The sequence below is a fragment of the Granulicella sp. S190 genome (assembly GCF_009766095.1).
Lineage (GTDB): Bacteria > Acidobacteriota > Terriglobia > Terriglobales > Acidobacteriaceae > Edaphobacter.
Genome location: NZ_LMUD01000039.1, coordinates 247,257 through 264,779, shown reverse-complemented (window position 1 = coordinate 264,779; position 17,523 = coordinate 247,257). Strand labels below are relative to the sequence as shown.

Here is a 17,523-nt window from a genome sequence, read left to right as displayed (position 1 = left end):
TCAAGCAGCAGTGGGTCTGGGGTTCATCCAGAACTCGGCGTCATGTTTGATTTCGAAGGCGTCGAGCTCGGATTCGTGGCGCAGGGTGAGGCCGATGTCGTCGAGGCCATTCAGCAAACAGTATTTGCGGAATGGGTCGATGTCGAAGTGAGAGCTGAATCCCTGGTCGTCGGTGAGGGTCTGGGCTTCGAGGTTGATGGAGATCTTGTGCGCAGGATTTTTTTCAGATCGCTCCATCAGCGTCTGCACATCGGCTTCGGAGAGGCGGACTAGGATCATGCCATTTTTGCCGGCGTTGGAGAAGAAGATGTCTGCGAAGCTGGGGGCGATGACGGCGAGGAAGCCAAAGTCGGTAAGAGCCCAGGCGGCGTGCTCGCGAGAGCTGCCGCATCCGAAGTTTTTTCCGGCGATGAGGATCTTCGCGCCCTTGTGATGATGCTTGTTGAGGACGAAGCCGGGATCGGGCTCGCCTGTGTGTGGGCCCTCCTGAATGCGGCGCCAGTCGTAGAAGAGGAAGTCGCCGTAGCCGGTGCGCTCGATACGCTTGAGAAACTGCTTGGGGATGATCTGGTCGGTGTCGACGTTGGGGCGGTCGAGGGGAACGGCGTGGCTGGCCAGAAGATTGATGGGATGCATTAGTTTGCCTCCTTGAACTGCCAGGTGCGGATGTCGGTGAAGTGGCCTGTGATGGCGGCGGCAGCGGCCATCACAGGCGAGACAAGATGGGTGCGTCCGCCACGGCCCTGACGTCCTTCGAAGTTACGATTCGAGGTTGAGGCGCAGCGTTCGCCCGGGGCGAGGATGTCGGGGTTCATGCCGAGACACATGCTGCAGCCGGGTTCGCGCCAGTCGAAGCCTGCCTCGGTGAAGACTTTGTCGAGACCTTCTTTTTCTGCCTGCGCCTTGACCGCCTGGGAACCGGGGACGACCATCGCTCGGACGGACGTTGAGACGTGGTAGCCGCGAACGACAGAGGCAGCGGCGCGAAGGTCTTCAATGCGCGCGTTGGTGCAGGAGCCGATGAAGGCGCGGTCGATCCTGATCTCTTCGATAGGCTCGCCAGCGTGAAGGCCCATGTACTCGAGGGCGCGCTCGAAGGCCTTCTGGTCGGCCTCGCTTGCTGTGGGATCGGCGAGGGGAACGGTGCTCTTTACGCCGACGACCATGCCTGGTGATGTGCCCCAGCTTACGGTTGGAGTGATGTCCGCTGCGTTGATGGTCAGTTCGCGATCGAAGATTGCCCCTTGGTCGGTTCCAAGCTGCGACCAGTGGGCGACGGCTTCATCCCATTCGGCGGGTTTTCCATCTTGGCTCACGGCTGATGGAGAGAAGCGGCGACCTTTCAGGTAGGCGAAGGTCGTGGCATCGGGGGCGATCATGCCGGCCCTGGCTCCGGCTTCGATGCTCATGTTGCAGACGGTCATGCGGCCTTCCATGGAGAGGGCGCGAATGGCGGAGCCGGCGTATTCGACGACATAGCCGGTGGCTCCCGCAGTGCCGATCTCGCCGATGATGTGGAGGACGATGTCTTTTGCGGTGACGCCGAGCGGAAGTTCGCCTTCGACGTTGATGCGGAGGGTTTTTGGCTTGTCCTGAGGCAGGGTCTGGGTGGCCATGACGTGCTCGACTTCGCTGGTGCCGATGCCGAAGGCCAGCGCGCCAAAGGCTCCGTGGGTGCTGGTGTGGGAGTCGCCGCAGACGATGGTCATGCCGGGTTTGGTGATGCCTAGTTCAGGGCCGATGATGTGGACGATGCCTTGATTGGGAGATTGGACGTCGTAGAGTTCGACGCCGAAGTCTGCGCAGTTTTTTCGCAGCGCTTCGATCTGCTTCGAGGCGATCTGGTCGACGATGTGGAGACGGTCTTCGATGCTGCTGGTGGGGACGTTGTGGTCCACCGTGGCAACGGTACGGTCTGGGCGGCGGAGCTTGCGGCCGGTCATGCGGAGGCCATCGAAGGCCTGCGGGCTGGTGACCTCGTGGACGAGATGCAGGTCGATGTAGAGGAGCGAGGGCTCACCAGCAGGCTCCGCGACGAGATGCTGCTGCCAGACTTTTTCGAAGAGGGTCTTCGGGGATTTTTCGAGAGGTGCGGTCATTGCTGTGCCTTTTGCTGGTTGAGGGGAACGGTGAAGGTGTTGGCGCCGGTGGTGGAGGCCGCGATGGGATGCGGAGAGCCGTCGGGATCGACGAGGATGGCGTTGCGAATCTGCTGAATCACGGTGCTTCCCGTCGTGGGTTTCGCAGTCCAGCGGGCGACACTGTGAACAAAAGCCGGGGGGAGATGCTCGGAGTCGATGGGGTGATTGGAGAAGATCCAAAGGGTGTATTCGGCGTCGGGTTCGCTGGGGACCTTGCTGTCTTTGATCCAGTCGATAGCGGCGAAGACGACGAGGGGATGCGGGCCGTTGAGGTCGACCCATAGCAAGCCGCGTGACGGACAGAAGCGGAAGACGCAGCCAGTAATGGTGAGATAGCGATTGTCGTCGGCGATGACCTTGTCGGGGACCGAGAGGAAGTCGAGAGCGGTTTCGTCGAGGGTTTTGTAGCCGGTCTTCGGATTGCCCCAGAAGGTCTGCGGGGCGGTGAGGTATTGCGCAAGAAAAGGACGGAAGCGCGGGTCGAGGACGAGTTGATTCTCGCGGCCTTCGGCGGGTGGCGGTCCGTACTGCCAGAGCCACTCGAGGTTTTCTTTGGGCTGCTTCTTGTCTCTTTTGATCTGCGGCGAAGAGATCTGGGCGTGGGCGTGCGTCATCGTTCCTGGTAGAGCGAGAAGGAGAGCAGCAGCGAGTTGGAGAGAGCGAGTCACTGATTATCTATCTGCTTCGATTCGGCTGTTGTTTCGCGGTGATGGCCATCATTACGTTTGCGAGCGGAAAGAGGATGACGGCGACGATAGCGATGATGAGCAGAGGTGTGCCGGTCCAGTACCGATAGATGAGGGCAGCAGCGATGCCGCAGTTGATAAGGACCGCTTTGATCTGAAACCAACGAGTCATACGGCGTGCATGGCCTGTCGGCGGTCGATGGACTCGGCAAGGGCCTGATGGACGAGCTTGCCCATCTCCTGGGTACTGACGGGCATCTGTCCGGGCTGCTGGCCGCGTGCGATGTCTGCGGTGCGGTAGCCTGCGTTGAGTACCTTGTGGACCGCTTGCTCGACGGCCTTTGCATCTTGGTCGAGGTTGGCGGAGTGACGAAGGATCATCGCGGCGGTGAGGATCGCGCCCAGTGGGTTGGCCTTGCCAGTTCCGGCGATGTCGGGTGCGCTGCCGTGGACGGGCTCGTAAAGGTTGACCGCGCCGCCGATGGTGGCGGAGGGGAGCATGCCGAGCGATCCCGTAATGACTCCGGCTTCATCGGAGAGGATGTCGCCGAAGAGGTTTTCAGTGAGAACCACGTCGAAGTTCCGGGGGATGTTCATAATGTGCATTGCCATGGAATCGACGAGCTGATGTTCGAGCGTGACGGAGGGATAGTCTTTTGCGACTTCGGTGACGGTAGCTCTCCAGAGCTGCGAGACCTCGAGGACGTTCGCTTTGTCGACAGAGGTCACCTTTTTGCGGCGGTTAGCTGCAAGCTCGAAGGCGATGCGGGCTACACGGACGATCTCGTCGCGGGTGTAACGCATGGTGTTGATGGCCTCGTTGCTCTCGCGGTCCCACCAGCGCGGGGCACCGAAGTAGAGACCGCCGAGAAGCTCGCGAACGAAGAGGATATCAACGTCTTTGGTGACTTCGGGCCTTAGCGGGGAACTCTCGCTGAGCGCGGCATAGGCGATGGACGGACGCAGATTGGCGAAGCCGCCCAGAGCCTGGCGGATTTGTAGAAGGCCGGCTTCGGGGCGCTTGTCCGGTGTTAATGCGTTGAACTTGTTATCCCCGACTGCACCGAGGAGAACGGCGTCGCACTCCAACGCAGCGTCGAGTGTGGCGGTAGGGAGCGGCGAACCGGTCTCGGTGATGGCGATGCCACCGATGAGACCTTCGACGAAGGTGAACTCGTGTCCGCCGAGCTCGGCGACTGCGCGGAGAATGTTCGTTGCCTGACGGGTGACTTCGGGGCCGATGCCGTCACCGGCGAGGACTGCAATTTTGAGGCGCATAACGCTCGTTCCTTTTGCGTGGTCTAGTGCGTGATGACGGCGGACTTGTCGGGCTGCAGGAGGCCGAGGAGATCCTGGTCATAGATGGATTTTTTGCGGTCAGCGAGTTCAGTGAAGCGGTGGTAGACCTCATCAAGCTGGCTGCGTGTGAGCTTGTGACCCAGTTCGGTAAGGCGCTGCTCGAGAAGACGGCGGCCGCTGTGTTTGCCAAGCACCATGTTGGTTGAGGGGACGCCGACCGACTCCGGCGTCATGATCTCGTAGGTGAGTGGGTTGGCCATCATTCCATGCTGGTGGATGCCGGACTCGTGCGCGAAGGCGTTGGCTCCAACGACTGCCTTGTTGGGGGAGCAGCCGAAGCTGATGAACTCGGCCAGCATCTGGCTGGTAGGGTAGAGCTGGTTCAACTTGATGTTGTTGGTGTAGGGAAGCTTGTCGCGACGAACCATGAGGGCGGCGGCGATCTCTTCAAGGGCTGCATTCCCGGCGCGCTCGCCGATGCCGTTGATGGTGCATTCGGCCTGACGGGCGCCGGCGTGGATGCCCGCCAGGGTGTTGGCTACTGCCATGCCGAGATCGTTGTGGCAGTGGGTGGAGAGGATGACATCGTCTTTCCCATCGACTCCGGCGAGGCCCGGGACTTTTTCTATGAGCATGCGGAAGGTTGCAGCGTACTCGTCGGGCGTGGTGTAGCCGACCGTGTCGGGAATGTTGATAGTGGTCGCGCCGGCCTGGACTGCGACGGTTACAATTTTGATGAGAAAGTCAGGATCGGTGCGGGTGGCATCTTCGGCGGAGAACTCGACGTCGTCGGCGAAGGTGCGGGCGAGACGAACGGACTCGGCGGCCTGATCGAGTGCTTCGGCGCGGGTGATTTTGAGTTTGGCTTCGAGGTGCAAGTCTGAGGAGGCGAGAAAGGTGTGGATACGAGCCTTCTCGGCGGGTTCGATAGAGCGTGCGGCGGCCTCGATATCCTCGCGTTTGCAGCGGGCGAGGGAGGCGATGCGCGGGCCTCGCACCTCACGGGCGATCATGCGGATGGAGTCGGAGTCACCCTGACTCGCGATGGCGAAGCCTGCTTCGAGAACGTCGACGCCGAGGCTTGCCAGCTGGTGGGCCATGCGGAGTTTTTCGTCGTGGTGCATGGTGCAGCCAGGTGACTGCTCCCCGTCGCGGAGGGTGGTGTCGAAGAAGACGATTTGGTTATGCGAAGACATAGGGCTGGTCACTCTCGATCTGGACGTTATCATAATGCATGCTTATGATGGCCTGTAGGTATATCAAAAATTCTAATTGCGGCATTCGCTTCAGAGATCTTCGCCGCGTGGAGGGTTGAGTTGGATTTAGTCCAGATGGAGACGTTTCTGGCGGTGGCGGAGGAGCGAAGTTTTTCGCGAGCGGCAGCACGGCTCCATCGTACCCAGCCAGCGGTGAGTCAGGCAATTGCCAAGCTTGAGGGAGAGCTGGGCGAGGTTCTGTTCGAACGGTCTTCGCGGGATGGAACGCTGACCGATGCAGGCGAAGTTTTGCGGGAGTATGCCGCTAAGTTATTGAATCTGCGTAACGAAGCGGCTGGGGCTTTGACGGAGCTGCGAGAGCTGCACCGTGGCAGGCTGAACCTTGCGGCAAACGAGTACACCTGTCTTTACCTGCTGCCGCTGCTCGACGAGTTTCGGCGGCAAAATCCTCGGATCAAACTGGCCGTTCAGCGGACTTTGGCGAGCAGAATCTCAGACGAGGTGCTGATGCATTCTGTGGAGCTGGGAGTGTTGTCCTTTCGCCCGGACGACACACAGGTGAAATCGATGGTGGTATATCGGGACGAGCTGGCATTTGTGGTGAATCCGCGGCACCCGCTGGCTGGGGAAGGGAAGGTGTCGATCCGGCAGCTGGGCGGCCAAAACTTTATTGCGCATAATATTCCGTCGCCGCAGAGGCAGAAGGTAATTCAGGCCTTCAAACGGCATAAGACTCTGCTGCAGATGGGAGTGGAACTACCCTCGCTGGAGGCGATCAAGCGGTTTGTCGAGATGGGAAACGGCGTAGCGCTTGTGCCTAGGCTGACAGTGCGAACCGAGCTGGAGAGCGGAGCGCTGGTGCGGGTGCAGGTGCCGGAGCTGCAGATAGAGCGAAAACTTCGATTGGTGTACCGGAGACAGGCGAGCTTGTCGCATGCGGCGTTGGCGTTTCTGAAGGTGGTGGAGGCCTATGCCGAGGCGCATGGCGATCCTTACTGTTTTCAGGCGGAGCGAGGGTTGTAAGGGGGCGGTGTGAATTTTCCGCGATACCAGAACCTTTGCAAAAAAAGCGCGTCTGTAGCAGTAGATGGACTGCTGGAGAGGCTCTTCCGGCGATTGCAGTAGGAGAGTGAGAATCCGATGACGACACTATTTCGAAGATCAGTATTGCAAGTAGCTTTTCTGGCGCTATGTACGACAGCGCTAAGCGCCCTTCCCGCGATGGCGCAGGATCCGTCTACGGCGCCTGCACAGGATCAGGCGGGCCCTCCTAATGGCGGCCACCGTGGGTCAGGGCAGCGAGAGGAGCACCAGGTTGAGTTTCTGACGAAGAAGCTGAACCTCTCCGCCGATCAGGTGACGCAGGTGAAGGCGATTGACGATGACACGCGGAAGCAGATGATGGCGCTTCGCGAGGATACCTCAACCTCACGAGATGACAAGCGCGCGAAGATGATGGACATCCACAAGGCGTCGCAGGACAAGATTCGCGGCGTGTTGACAGATGACCAGAAGACGAAGTTCGACGCGTTGCAGGCCGAGATGAAGGCGCGCCGAGAGAGCCGCGAGGGTGGCCAGGGGGCTCCTCCTCCTCCTCAGCAGTAGCGACAGGGTAAGCACAAGCGAGGAAATCTGGCCGGAGGAGCATATCCTCCGGTCTTCTTGCGTTGGCGGGACACCTGAGGGCGGTCGTGCGGTTACAATGAAGAACAGTGACTACGGCGTTCCATAACTCTGTAAACGCGTTGCCTGCGGGACAGCGTAGGAAGTTTTGGACGAATTCGAAGGGATCCAGCGAAGAATGAAGAAGACGATGTTGTTGTTGGGCGCGCTGATGTTGTCTGCGGCGGCCGGTTATGCGCAGGAGAGCCGGCAAGACGTGAGCGTGAGCGGCAGTGCTGCGTTTGCCCCACAGATTACCGGGAACAGCGTGCAGAAGAACACGAGCACGACTCTCGGACTGGTAGCGAGCTACCGCTATCTGCTGACGCCGCGGAGCGGACTCGAAGTCAACTATGGATACCAGCAGAATACGCAGTATTACCAGGTCTTTGGCAAGGCGAACGGCGGTCTTCATACTCTGCAACAAGAGGTGAGCGCGGCTTATGTCTACAACCTGAACTTCAAGCGGTTCAACCCATTCCTTGAGGCTGGTCCTGGCGTGATGTTCTTCTCGCCGTTCAAAGATGCAGGATCGACCAATTTGGACGCAAAGCGGAGCACTGGAATCGGCGGCCTGTTTGGCGGCGGCGTGGCTTATGAACTAAGCCCAAGCTTCGACATACGTGCAGAGTATCGTGGGTTCGTGGTGAAGACTCCTACCTTCGGCCTACCGGGGAACATCTTCAATACCAACCGCTATGAGGTCATCTCGACTCCTTCTATCGGCATTGCTTACCATTTCTAGAGGCTGAAGTTTAAACTGAAAGCCCCGGCGCTGACCGGGGCTTTCGTGTTTTAGGCAGGGCGCTCTCTTATCGGAAGCGATAGGCTGCGCCAAGGGTGACGATGTTTGGGGTGAGGCTGGAGCCAGCGAATTGGAACCACTGCTGGTACTCCCAGTCTGCACGGACGTAAAGATAGGGCTTCACTTTGAAGTCAGCTCCTCCGCCAGCAGCTACGAGGTTGTAGGCTAAGTTCGCGCGGAATCCATCAGGGTTGACCGGGAAGTTGAAGACTCCGCGGCCGTAGAGCACCTTGACGAAGGGAACGAAGCGGCCGTAGTCGCGAAAATAACGGCCGCCGATCTCGTAGGTCTTTTCGTAGAGATCGTTTTGATCTTTTACGAAATGGAACTCGCCGGTGATTCCAAGCCGGGGGCGGAAGTCAAAATCGAAGTAAGCAGCGCCACCATTGAAACGGTCTCCGTAGTCAGAGGCGGCTGAAGAGAAGCCGCCGCCAATCTTGAGATCTCCGGTACGTGACGCCGTCGGAGAGGCTTGACCATGCAGCAGGGATGTGGCCCCCAACAGGCCCAGAAAGATGACAACCTTAGTCAGCACGTGCACTCCTGTAAAACGAAATAACTCCTATCGCAAATAAGTAAGGGTTGCGAAGGGAGGTCGAACGAAAGCAAATTTTTATCATCACGATAATTTTGCCGGTTTAGCGCAAGGTGTAAGCCACGCCAAACGTATAGGCGATGGGGGATAGTCCGTGAGGCTCGAATCCTGGCCACTTCTGAAACTCGATGTCGAACGGTCTGACATTGATGTGGCGTGTCACTCGTACATCGAGACCGCCACCAGGGGCAAACTGGAAGTAAGAAAACGTAGCCGGGATGGGGTATTGGCCGGACTGAAATCCGAAGCGGCCTACGCCGAGCAGGACTTTGGCATAAGGTTCGAAGCGCCCGTGGTGCCATTTGTAGCGCGGGCCGAGGAGATAGGAGTTCTCACTAATATCGTCCTTGGTGATGACGGAGTAATGGATCTCCCCTTCTACGCCCAGGTGCTGGCGTACGTCCAAGTCACCGTAAAAAGTCACGCCCTTCAAGTATGGCTGGGTGTAGTCGGGACTGATGGTGCTTCCTGCAATACCAAGTTGTATTGAACCGGAACGGGAGGCGGTAGGAACGGCCTGCGCGTGAGAGTAGGTGGCCAGACTGAGGACGCAGGCGCAACAGATAATCAAAATATGCCGCTTCAACAGGGTGCCTCCTTATAAAACAACTTCTATTGCCTAAGTCATGTTGAAGTGAGCCGACTCAACGTAGCTAGAGCGTGGGTGGTGTGGAGTTAGTAGCCACCCACGCTCTCGGAGTTTAGTTCTGCTGTGCGTTGGTTGGTGGGGGAGTGACAGCCGGCGTTGCTGCGGCTGGTGCTGCAGTATTGTCGGCCGGAGCCGCGGTCGCAGGCGTCGCGGCCGGAGCTGCGGCTGGTTCTGCGGGCGCCTTATAGTAGCTCAGCTTCAGATAAACCGGCTCAACCTCGAACGGCATCTTGTCAGCCGCGGTAAGAAGAGGCTCAAAGGCAGAGTGCAGAACGAATACCTGATCGGTCCAGGGATCGAAGCGGAGGAAGCTGGCCAACGGCATGGCGGCCTGCTGTTTCAGGTCCTTCATGTCGAGCTTTGGTCCCTTTGCCGTGATGGCCTGCATCCAGAAGGTAGGATCTGCGTCGCTCTTGACGAGACCGTCGCCGATCATCGGCTCATTGAGCGCCTTCAGACTCTTAACCCGCTGTTGCAGTTGCTGAAGGTAAAGACTGAAGTACTGCTGTCCACCTTCCAACTCCTTCGCGTTGAGTAGCTCCATAGCTTTTTTCGCTGCTGCGGTGTTGTCTGCATCGGTGTGGTGCATAGGGATGCGGTTGAAGACCGTAGTAGAAGGGAAGAGCAGACGATCGTTGAAGGCGTACTTCGTGTCGAGACGGTGAGCAAGAATAATGTGAGCAATCTGGAAGGCCAAAATCGCATTGAGGTTACCCATCTGTTGTGCGCCGTCCTGAGTTACAACACCGGTCGTGTCGAGAAGGCTCTTCGAAATCACGATGGTGTTGCCGATGGCGAGAGACTCCAGCGGTTCAGTGAGCAGCGTACGGCAGCGGATCGGTCTAGAGAGTGTGATGTTGTTGTAGGCCAGAATGTTGCCAGCGAGAGCTTCAAGAGTTTTATCGAACTCGCTGGGCGCATCGAGCAGGCCAGCCTGGAAGAGACGCTCGACGATGTTGTCCTCTGCCTGCTGAACCCATGCACGCTGGGCTCCGAGAGGGCTGACGTCCTGAGCATCGTTGCTGACGTCGGTTGCGCCGACGACATCCATCGAGGTGTTCTCAGACTCCGGTGGCGGAACCTTGAGCACGTAACCCCAGATATGATTAATCGCTTTGAACTTGAGTGTGCGGGAGACGCTCCTGGGATCGCTCTCTTCGACGTAGAAAGAGGTGGGGAGCCAGAGGTCAGGCTGAACGTTGGTCCGCCAGCTGTCAAAGTGATAGAACTCCTTCTGATCTTCCTGGGTGCCGGCGAAGTCGCCGTTGAAACGTACAACGTTTCCGCTGCGCGCTTCGATCCAGATGCGACCGAAGAAGCGGCCAAAAGCCTTCTTGCCTTCAATCGGGGTTACGTCAAACACTGCCGTCGGGGTGTTGCCGAGAAAGTCGTTACGGACGTAGCCGAAGGTGTAATGCTGGCGGTCGAAGCTGTTCGAGTCCATGAGAAGCATCTGGACAAAGCCGGACTCGTGGAAGTTCAGGTGAAGGCTGTTGCCAAGGCCACCAACGAAGGAGACGGAGTGCTTGAAAAAGCCAAGTTTGCCGTCGCCGCTGCTTCCTTTGGAGGTCTTCTCGTTTACGGCATACGAGTTGTCGCCGATAACACTCTTGAAGTCGACGCGGCTCAGGAAGTGCTCGTCCGACTCAGGCACCTGACCCAGGAGCGGATCCGGTTTCATGGTTTGGATATAGGTCTCAACGAGGGGAGCCCTTTCCTTGACCGTCTTGACGATTACCTTTTCACGGGCGATCGCCTTATCGATGAGCGCGTTTTGCGCAGGGGTGGGTTTGCGCGTCGAGGAGAGATCATCATCCTTTTTTTTCTTGCCAGGATGTAGGATGCCTGCTCCAGCGGGGAGAGTAGTTGCGACTAAAAATGCCAGAAGCAGACCGGCGGTAGACTGTTTCCCGAGAATCATGATTTACGGCTCCTACGGTGACCCTTGGGTCAGCCTGAGTATGGTCTAAATGCTATTTTATGCTGCGACGACGGAACAAAAATTGTTTCTTATCCAGCAAGTTGGAAAGCTACATTGACAACACCTTCCCAATCGATCGGTTGACCCGATGCGTCGGTGGCGGGTTGAAAGCGTGTGGCCTGCACGGCGTGAATGGCAGAGTCGCCGAGGCCGTGGCCGAGATCGCTGGTGACGCCCAGAACCTGGACAGCACCGGACGAAGAGACACGAAGCCGAACCGAGACGACGCCTTCGATATGAAGGTTGCGAGCCTCTGCGGTGTACTCCGGCTTGGGTTTGAAGAGAACCTTGGGTCCGGACTTGACTGTTGCCGCGGACGGACCTGCAGGCTTCGGCATGGGCGGAGGAGTGTTCTGCCCTAGGTTGACAACGCCTGCGGAGCGGCCGGGCGCGTTCATCGGTCCAGTGCCACCGGTGACTCCAAGCTTGACTCCAACTACTCCGGCGGAGGCGTTATCTCTGCCGTGCATGTTTTGACTGCCAGCCGAGCCGGAACCTAGGTTGACAACAGCTGATTTTGCTCCCATGCCGTTATTCGACGCTGGCATCCCGGACATTCCCTTGTTGCCGAGGTTGATGGAAGTGGTGGTGGGACGATTCGACGGCGCAATCGGGTTGGTCTGAGAGCCGAGGGCGACAGCTGTCGGATGTGGAGAGTTATTGACCACAGAAGCAGGCTGGGCCTGGGCGAGGCTGACGACCTTCGGAGCCGGCGGAGGCTGAACGATCTTGGGAGGAGCCGGAAGCACGACCGGCATCTGCTGCACCATCTTGATCTCTGGCGGTTTCGGCACGTCAGGCAGCTTCACATCTGGAAGCTTAATTTTTGGCGGATCTACTTTGACTACCGGAGTGGGCGGAAGTTTTGGCGGCTTGATTTTGATGGGCGGCGGTTCATCTGGTTTCTTCATCGGGATCGGCTCGGTAAGCTCGGTGAGCTTATGCCGTGTATCGATCGTCTTCTTGGCGGCTGCTCCGATGATGATCGCGCAGAGAGCAAGCACGATGTTCAATGTGATGGAGGTAAAGAGCGAAGACTTGCTCTGGCTGCCGTCGTTCAGGACGCCGAAGTGTGCGAACTGCATATTCTGCGGTGTGGGATCATCACTACGAAGCGGCTTTGCCATAAAAAAGTCCTTGAAGTGCCTCACATCGAGAGGCGGGAGAGTTGCACTGGTACTGCTATGGAAACAGAACGAGTGCGAAGTAGAAATAACTCCGAGGTGCTATGCCGGAGCGCCATAGGGTGATTCAAACCTGCGGTCATTTCACTCAATGCAACTTATGACTACATCAGGGGGAGTTTGGAAGCCTGCGCTGGACTTATCTTTGAAAAGACGCAAGGGCTCAAGAAAAAGGTTGTAGCAGGCGCCGTGCTTCGGGGGGGTCCTACATTTCAGGGCCGGGGCTCTGCTCTTCACTTACTGCAAGTATAGTGCCGTAAGCGTAAGTGATTGACACTGGCACTTTTGTGGTATCCAAGAAGGGTACTAGGAGACAATCTATGAAGATTCTGATAGCAGGCGGAGCAGGCTATATCGGCGGTACGGTCACGCGGATCTTGCAGGCCCAAGGACACACCGTCACAGTGTTCGATAACCTTTGCCACAGTAAGCGTTCTGCGGTTGCTGGGGGCGAGAATGTCACGTTCGTCGAGGGAGATATAGCAGATCGTCCTTTGATCGAAGAGACCCTTCGCAAAGGCCGTTTTGATGGGGTGATGAACTTCGCTGCGCTGATCGAAGCAGGCGAGAGCATGAAGCGGCCGGAGATTTATTTTCGAAACAACACCGCAGCGACTTTGACTTTGCTGGAGGCGATGCTGGCAACGGGACATGACCGTCTGGTATTCAGCTCGACGGCGGCCTGCTACGGAGAGCCGGAGAAGACGCCGATTCTTGAGGATGCAAAGCTGCAACCTACCAACCCGTATGGGGAAAGCAAATTACTGGTGGAGCATATGCTTCGGTGGATGAACCTCATCCATGGGTTTAAGTATGCAAGCCTGCGTTACTTTAATGTAGCCGGGGCCATCGAAGGCTATGGAGAGGCCCATGAACCAGAGTCGCACCTAATCCCGCTCATCCTCGATGTGGCGCTGGGGAAACGGGCGAACATCAAGATCTTTGGCCGCGACTACCCGACCAAGGATGGGACGTGCGTTCGTGACTACATCCATGTGCAGGATCTGGCCGAGGCGCATCTTCTCGCGCTTGGGGCGTTGAGCGAGTCCAAGAGCCGCTTGATCTACAACATCGGTAATGGGCAGGGGTTCAGTGTGCTTGAGGTCGTCGAGTCGGTGCGTCGCGTGACAGGAAGGCCGATTGCGGTGGAGGAGTGCGATCGCCGGCCGGGCGACCCCGGCATTCTGGTGGCGGGTTCGGAGAAGATCAAAGCCGAACTGGGGTGGAAGCCGAAGTTCGCGGAGTTGGATCAGATTGTGTCGAGCGCTTGGGAGTGGCACCAGAGGCGGTACGCATAGGGATGTTTCCCGGACAGGACGGCAAACATGATCCCTCGTGCTGCCGTCCTGCTTGCAGCTGCAGCAAAGTAGAAGGAGAGACCCTTGATTGAAAGCATGTTTCATATGCATCTGCCGCTGCTGGAGAAGATTCTCCGGCCGGTTATTGTCTATCTGTGTCTCATCAGCTTCCTGCGGCTGTTCGGCAAGAGGGAGCTGGCACAGCTTAATCCGTTCGATCTGGTTGTGCTTTTGAGTCTCTCAAACACTGTGCAGAACGCGATGATCGGAGACGACAACTCGGTCTCGGGTGGTGTGATCGGTGCGCTGTCGCTGCTGTCGATCAATTGGCTTCTGTCGCGAGTGCTGTTTCGGATGCCGAAACTTAGTCAGGCTTTTGAAGGCAAGGCGTCGGTGCTGATCCGGCACGGGGTCGTCGACTGGGATGAGGCGAAGCGCGAGGCGCTTACGGAACTTGAGCTGCGATCGGTTCTGCACAAGCAGGGATTTAACGATTTCAACGAGGTAGAGAAGTGCGTTCTTGAACCGAATGGGAACTTCTACCTGGAGGGCATCAAGGCTATGGGAGATGATGCACAGCGTGCCGAGCTGAGAAAGTCGATCGAGGAGCTGCATCTCGAGGTGAAACAGATGCGTGCCGAGCTGGCGGCGCGAGGCGCGTTGCCGATTTAAGCCTGCATTCGCCCGTCCGTTCCCTTGGCAGACGCTATGAGTCCGCTGATTTTTCCTTTGCTCTAAGGTAGCGCTCGGGCGGGGTTGTTAGCTGGGAGTCGCGTACGGCTGCGCGATATCCTCCCATATAGATCGAGTACATCACTGCCAAAGCACAGCCGACTCCGAAGGCGAAGCCCAAGAAAAAACCGATCAGCGATGGCCAGTAAAAGCTCACGATAACTGGAGTCTACAGGGGCCCGCCATGTAGAGTCAGTTACAAACAAATTCAGTAATAACAGGAGAGCGCAATGCAAACACGGCAGGCGATAGCGGTGTGCGCGGTCACGGCAATGGTTCTTGCGGGCGCAACGGCAAAGGCAGTTGCTCAGGAGGTATCGTCGTTGGTGTCGCAGCAGCTTCCGGGACTTCTGACTACCTATAAGGAGCTTCATGCTGCACCGGAGCTGTCGCACCACGAAGCTGCGACCTCAGCTCTGTTCGCGGTGGAACTGCGCAAGGCCGGCTATACGGTCACCGAGCATATTGGAAAGTATCCTGACGGGTCGCAGGCGTTTGGTGTGGTTGGAATCCTCAAGAATGGTGCGGGACCCACTCTGCTGATCAGGACTGATCTTGACGCTCTGCCCGTGACGGAGAAGACGTCATTGCCTTATGCGAGCACACAGCGGTCCAAGAATCCTGCGGGGCTGGAGGTTGGCGTGATGCACGCCTGCGGGCACGACATCCACATCACCACCATGATCGGAGTGGCGCGGAATATGGCCGCACTGAAGGGTCAATGGCATGGCACGTTGATGGTGATTGGACAACCCAGCGAAGAGACTATAGACGGCGCCAAGGCGATGCTGGCGGATCGTCTGTACGAACGGTTCGGCCGGCCGGATATGGCGATTGCGTTGCACGATGCGAACTTTGCCGCAGGCAAGGTCTCGGTGGTCTCAGGACCGGCGCTGGCCAGCTCTACCTCGATTGATGTGGTGATGCGCGGGGTTGGAAGCCATGGTGCAGCTCCGGAGGCAGGAAAGGATCCGATCGTGATGGCGAGTGAGTTTGTGGTGGAGGCGCAGACGATCGTGAGCCGGTCTGTCGCTCCAGATCAGCCCGCGGTCGTGACGGTCGGGGATATTCATGGCGGGACCAAGCGCAATATTATTCCGGACGAGGTGAAGATGGAACTCACGACCCGCTGTTACAGCGAAGCGGTACGGCAGAGGATCATCGACGGGGTGCGGCGCACTGCGAAGGGCGTTGCCATCGCCGCAGGCGTCCCGGAAGACAGAATGCCGATCGTTACTGTATTGGACGACGAGTCGACCCCGGCTACAGTGAATGACGCTGCGCTCTCGGAACGGCTGCAGAAGATCTTCGTGGCAAAGCTTGGTGCGGAGAACGTGGTGGAGAAGAAGCCCATTATGGGGAGTGAGGACTTCGGACTCTTCAGCCTAGACCATAAGATTCCGGCGGTGATGTTCTGGCTGGGAGCTTACGATCCGGCGAAGGTTGCTGAGAGCGAACGGACAGGTGTGGCGCTACCCTCGCCGCACTCTCCATTTTTTGCGCCGCTGCCTGAGCCGACGCTGCGTACGGGTGTCACGGCGATGACCGATGCGGCGATTGCCCTGTTGCAATAAAAAAACCTGGCACCGGTTGAGCGATTCCGGCGTCAGGCTGTTGCCTTATTGTCCAGATTGAACCGAAGAGCGACTTCCCGAACTACTTTGTCTGAACGACGGGGGCGGCGGTTGGCTTGGCGAAGATCTTCAACGCATTTTTGACGGTGTAGTCGAGGCCCCATGCTGTGGGGATGATGACGACGATCCATGCCGCTGCGATGAGTAAGGGAGAGGATTTCTTGGTGGTGGACTCTGCCATGAGAGGGCTCCTGAGTTGAGTGAAGGGCGGAGGTGAACTGCACTCCGCCGGATGAGATTAATGTGCGGGTCCGTCGGGAACAACGACGTTCTGATCCTTCAGCCAGAACTTCTCTGCAACTGGCCGAACCATCAGGTTAGCGAGGAAGCCGACCACCAACAGACCGCACATGATGTGCAGGATCAGCGGGTAGGCCTCCTGCTTGTTCATATGGTTTTCCACGTAGTGGTCCAGAATGCCATTGACGATGAGTGGGCCGATGATACCGGCAGCCGACCATGCGGTAAGCAGACGGCCGTGGATAGCGGAGACGTTGAAGCCGCCGAAGAGATCTTTCAGGTAGGCCGGGATGGTGGCAAAGCCTCCGCCATACATCGAGATGACCAGGGCGGCGATGGCTACGAAGAGTGGGACGGAGTTGATCTTGTCCTGCCGCGAGAAGGGCAGAAAAAAGTAGAGGATGGAGCCGAGCACGAAGAAGGTGAAGTAGGTTCCTTTGCGTCCGATGAAGTCGGAGACCGAGGCCCAGAGGAATCGTCCCGCCATGTTGAAGATGCTTAGAATTCCTACGAAGCCGACAGCGGCGACAGGGCTGATCTGACCTTTGAAGAGGTCCTGAATCATGGGTGCGGCCTGCTCGAGGATCCCTATGCCCGCGGTGACATTGACGAAGAGCATGACCCACAGAAGCCAGAACTGCGGCGTCTTCCAGGCCTCGGTGACAGCGACGTTATGACTGGAGATCAAGGCGGAGTGGTTGACCTTTGGCACCCAGCCTTCGGGCTTCCAGCCGGTTGGCGGGACGCGGATGGTGAAGACGCCAAACATCATGAAGATGAAGTAGAGGACGCCCATTGTGGCCATTGTGTAGGGGATGGAGGGTTGGCCAGCGGCTTTGAAGTGTGCCATCAGATTGCTCGCGAGCGGACCACCGATCATGGCACCGCCTCCGAAGCCCATGATGGCGAGACCTGTGGCCAGGCCGGGGCGGTCAGGGAACCACTTGATGAGCGTCGAGACCGGGGAGATGTAGCCGAGCCCGAGGCCTACTCCGCCGACGACTCCATAGCCCAGGTAGATCAGGGCCAACTGATGGGTGCTGGCACCGAGCGAGGCGATGATGAAACCCGCGCCGAAGGAGATAGCCGCGTAGAACATCGCGCGGCGGGGGCCTGCCTTCTCGAGCCATGCTCCGAAGAGTGCCGCGGAGATGCCGAGAAAGGCGATTGCGATTGAAAAGATGTAGCCGATCTCTTTCAGGTTCCAGGCAGAGCCGTCAGCTGCGTGCAGAGCAAGCAGCGGGTTTTTGAAGACGGAGAAGGAGTAGACCTGACCGATGGAAAGGTGAATGGCAAGGGCTGCGGGGGGAACGAGCCAACGGCTGTAACCTGCCGGTGCTATAGAACGATCACGATCGAGAAAAGCGAGTGCCATTGAGAACCTCAGGAGCGATAGGTCG

The 17,523-nt window shown here is 58.1% G+C and carries 18 protein-coding genes; 6 read left to right on the top strand and 12 right to left on the bottom strand.

The genetic code is table 11. From position 1 onward, the window contains the following. The 6 genes from leuD to GSQ94_RS17760 are packed head-to-tail and all read right to left on the bottom strand — an operon-like array spanning position 1 to position 5,322. A complete protein-coding gene (leuD, locus tag GSQ94_RS17785; protein ID WP_158945186.1) occupies positions 1 to 636 on the bottom strand; it encodes a 3-isopropylmalate dehydratase small subunit in 636 nt (211 codons plus the stop codon). After that, a complete protein-coding gene (leuC, locus tag GSQ94_RS17780; protein WP_158945185.1) occupies positions 636 to 2,099 on the bottom strand; it encodes a 3-isopropylmalate dehydratase large subunit in 1,464 nt (487 codons plus the stop codon). Before leuC ends, leuD begins: the two co-directional genes overlap by 1 nt. Further along, positions 2,096 to 2,809: a hypothetical protein gene (locus GSQ94_RS17775; RefSeq protein WP_254063959.1), complete on the bottom strand. Its 714-nt coding sequence runs from the start codon at positions 2,807 to 2,809 to the stop codon at positions 2,096 to 2,098. Before GSQ94_RS17775 ends, leuC begins: the two co-directional genes overlap by 4 nt. 7 nt (positions 2,810 to 2,816) lie before the next feature. After that, complete coding sequence (locus tag GSQ94_RS17770) at positions 2,817 to 2,999, bottom strand: hypothetical protein (protein WP_158945184.1); 183 nt, start codon at positions 2,997 to 2,999, stop codon at positions 2,817 to 2,819. Next, positions 2,996 to 4,105, bottom strand: a complete 1,110-nt coding sequence (gene leuB / locus GSQ94_RS17765; RefSeq protein WP_158945183.1) for a 3-isopropylmalate dehydrogenase — start codon at positions 4,103 to 4,105, stop codon at positions 2,996 to 2,998. The genes GSQ94_RS17770 and leuB overlap by 4 nt, the downstream gene beginning before the upstream one ends. 23 nt (positions 4,106 to 4,128) lie before the next feature. After that, entirely contained in the window at positions 4,129 to 5,322 is a 1,194-nt protein-coding gene (locus GSQ94_RS17760; protein ID WP_158945182.1) for a 2-isopropylmalate synthase, read from the bottom strand. A 120-nt stretch (positions 5,323 to 5,442) separates the two neighbouring features. Between GSQ94_RS17760 and GSQ94_RS17755 the strand changes: the two genes are divergently transcribed. From GSQ94_RS17755 to GSQ94_RS17745, 3 genes are all read left to right on the top strand, one after another. Then, a complete protein-coding gene (locus GSQ94_RS17755; protein ID WP_158945181.1) occupies positions 5,443 to 6,366 on the top strand; it encodes a LysR family transcriptional regulator in 924 nt (307 codons plus the stop codon). Positions 6,367 to 6,483: 117 nt separating this feature from the next. Beyond that, entirely contained in the window at positions 6,484 to 6,948 is a 465-nt protein-coding gene (locus GSQ94_RS17750; RefSeq protein ID WP_158945180.1) for a Spy/CpxP family protein refolding chaperone, read from the top strand. A 196-nt stretch (positions 6,949 to 7,144) separates the two neighbouring features. Continuing rightward, on the top strand, positions 7,145 to 7,750 hold the full coding sequence (locus GSQ94_RS17745) for an acyloxyacyl hydrolase (RefSeq protein WP_158945179.1): 606 nt from the start codon (positions 7,145 to 7,147) through the stop codon (positions 7,748 to 7,750). Positions 7,751 to 7,817: 67 nt separating this feature from the next. On the opposite strand, the gene GSQ94_RS17740 is transcribed toward GSQ94_RS17745, so the two are convergent. From GSQ94_RS17740 to GSQ94_RS17725, 4 genes are all read right to left on the bottom strand, one after another. Beyond that, on the bottom strand, positions 7,818 to 8,345 hold the full coding sequence (locus tag GSQ94_RS17740; RefSeq protein WP_158945178.1) for an outer membrane beta-barrel protein: 528 nt from the start codon (positions 8,343 to 8,345) through the stop codon (positions 7,818 to 7,820). Positions 8,346 to 8,448: 103 nt separating this feature from the next. Further along, positions 8,449 to 8,991 (bottom strand): outer membrane beta-barrel protein, encoded by a 543-nt coding sequence (locus tag GSQ94_RS17735; protein WP_158945177.1) that lies wholly within the window; start codon positions 8,989 to 8,991, stop codon positions 8,449 to 8,451. A gap of 115 nt (positions 8,992 to 9,106) precedes the next feature. Continuing rightward, positions 9,107 to 10,975, bottom strand: a complete 1,869-nt coding sequence (locus GSQ94_RS17730) for a hypothetical protein (RefSeq protein WP_158945176.1) — start codon at positions 10,973 to 10,975, stop codon at positions 9,107 to 9,109. A gap of 89 nt (positions 10,976 to 11,064) precedes the next feature. Further along, positions 11,065 to 12,162 (bottom strand): energy transducer TonB, encoded by a 1,098-nt coding sequence (locus GSQ94_RS17725; protein ID WP_158945175.1) that lies wholly within the window; start codon positions 12,160 to 12,162, stop codon positions 11,065 to 11,067. A gap of 377 nt (positions 12,163 to 12,539) precedes the next feature. On the opposite strand from GSQ94_RS17725, the gene galE reads away from it, so the two are divergent. The 3 genes from galE to GSQ94_RS17710 all read left to right on the top strand — a co-directional run bounded on the left by galE (position 12,540) and on the right by GSQ94_RS17710 (position 15,823). After that, on the top strand, positions 12,540 to 13,517 hold the full coding sequence (gene galE / locus GSQ94_RS17720; RefSeq protein ID WP_158945174.1) for a UDP-glucose 4-epimerase GalE: 978 nt from the start codon (positions 12,540 to 12,542) through the stop codon (positions 13,515 to 13,517). 84 nt (positions 13,518 to 13,601) lie between these two features. Continuing rightward, positions 13,602 to 14,189, top strand: a complete 588-nt coding sequence (locus GSQ94_RS17715; protein ID WP_158945173.1) for a DUF421 domain-containing protein — start codon at positions 13,602 to 13,604, stop codon at positions 14,187 to 14,189. A gap of 290 nt (positions 14,190 to 14,479) precedes the next feature. Next, complete coding sequence (locus GSQ94_RS17710; protein ID WP_158945172.1) at positions 14,480 to 15,823, top strand: amidohydrolase; 1,344 nt, start codon at positions 14,480 to 14,482, stop codon at positions 15,821 to 15,823. Between the two features lie 82 nt (positions 15,824 to 15,905). Here the strand turns inward: GSQ94_RS17710 and GSQ94_RS21015 are convergent, their stop codons facing one another. Then, on the bottom strand, positions 15,906 to 16,064 hold the full coding sequence (locus GSQ94_RS21015) for a hypothetical protein (RefSeq protein WP_174240957.1): 159 nt from the start codon (positions 16,062 to 16,064) through the stop codon (positions 15,906 to 15,908). 57 nt (positions 16,065 to 16,121) lie between these two features. After that, entirely contained in the window at positions 16,122 to 17,498 is a 1,377-nt protein-coding gene (locus GSQ94_RS17705; RefSeq protein ID WP_158945171.1) for an OFA family MFS transporter, read from the bottom strand. Positions 17,499 to 17,523 lie beyond the last annotated feature (25 nt).

Coding starts and splice junctions, on each gene's coding strand:
- GSQ94_RS17745 (WP_158945179.1), top strand. CDS start 7,145: ATGAAGAAGACGATGTTGTTGTTGGGCGCGCTGATGTTGTCTGCGGCG.
- GSQ94_RS17750 (WP_158945180.1), top strand. CDS start 6,484: ATGACGACACTATTTCGAAGATCAGTATTGCAAGTAGCTTTTCTGGCG.
- leuB (WP_158945183.1), bottom strand. CDS start 4,105: ATGCGCCTCAAAATTGCAGTCCTCGCCGGTGACGGCATCGGCCCCGAA.
- GSQ94_RS17705 (WP_158945171.1), bottom strand. CDS start 17,498: ATGGCACTCGCTTTTCTCGATCGTGATCGTTCTATAGCACCGGCAGGT.
- leuC (WP_158945185.1), bottom strand. CDS start 2,099: ATGACCGCACCTCTCGAAAAATCCCCGAAGACCCTCTTCGAAAAAGTC.
- leuD (WP_158945186.1), bottom strand. CDS start 636: ATGCATCCCATCAATCTTCTGGCCAGCCACGCCGTTCCCCTCGACCGC.
- GSQ94_RS17725 (WP_158945175.1), bottom strand. CDS start 12,162: ATGGCAAAGCCGCTTCGTAGTGATGATCCCACACCGCAGAATATGCAG.
- GSQ94_RS17770 (WP_158945184.1), bottom strand. CDS start 2,999: ATGACTCGTTGGTTTCAGATCAAAGCGGTCCTTATCAACTGCGGCATC.
- GSQ94_RS21015 (WP_174240957.1), bottom strand. CDS start 16,064: ATGGCAGAGTCCACCACCAAGAAATCCTCTCCCTTACTCATCGCAGCG.
- galE (WP_158945174.1), top strand. CDS start 12,540: ATGAAGATTCTGATAGCAGGCGGAGCAGGCTATATCGGCGGTACGGTC.
- GSQ94_RS17730 (WP_158945176.1), bottom strand. CDS start 10,975: ATGATTCTCGGGAAACAGTCTACCGCCGGTCTGCTTCTGGCATTTTTA.
- GSQ94_RS17760 (WP_158945182.1), bottom strand. CDS start 5,322: ATGTCTTCGCATAACCAAATCGTCTTCTTCGACACCACCCTCCGCGAC.
- GSQ94_RS17710 (WP_158945172.1), top strand. CDS start 14,480: ATGCAAACACGGCAGGCGATAGCGGTGTGCGCGGTCACGGCAATGGTT.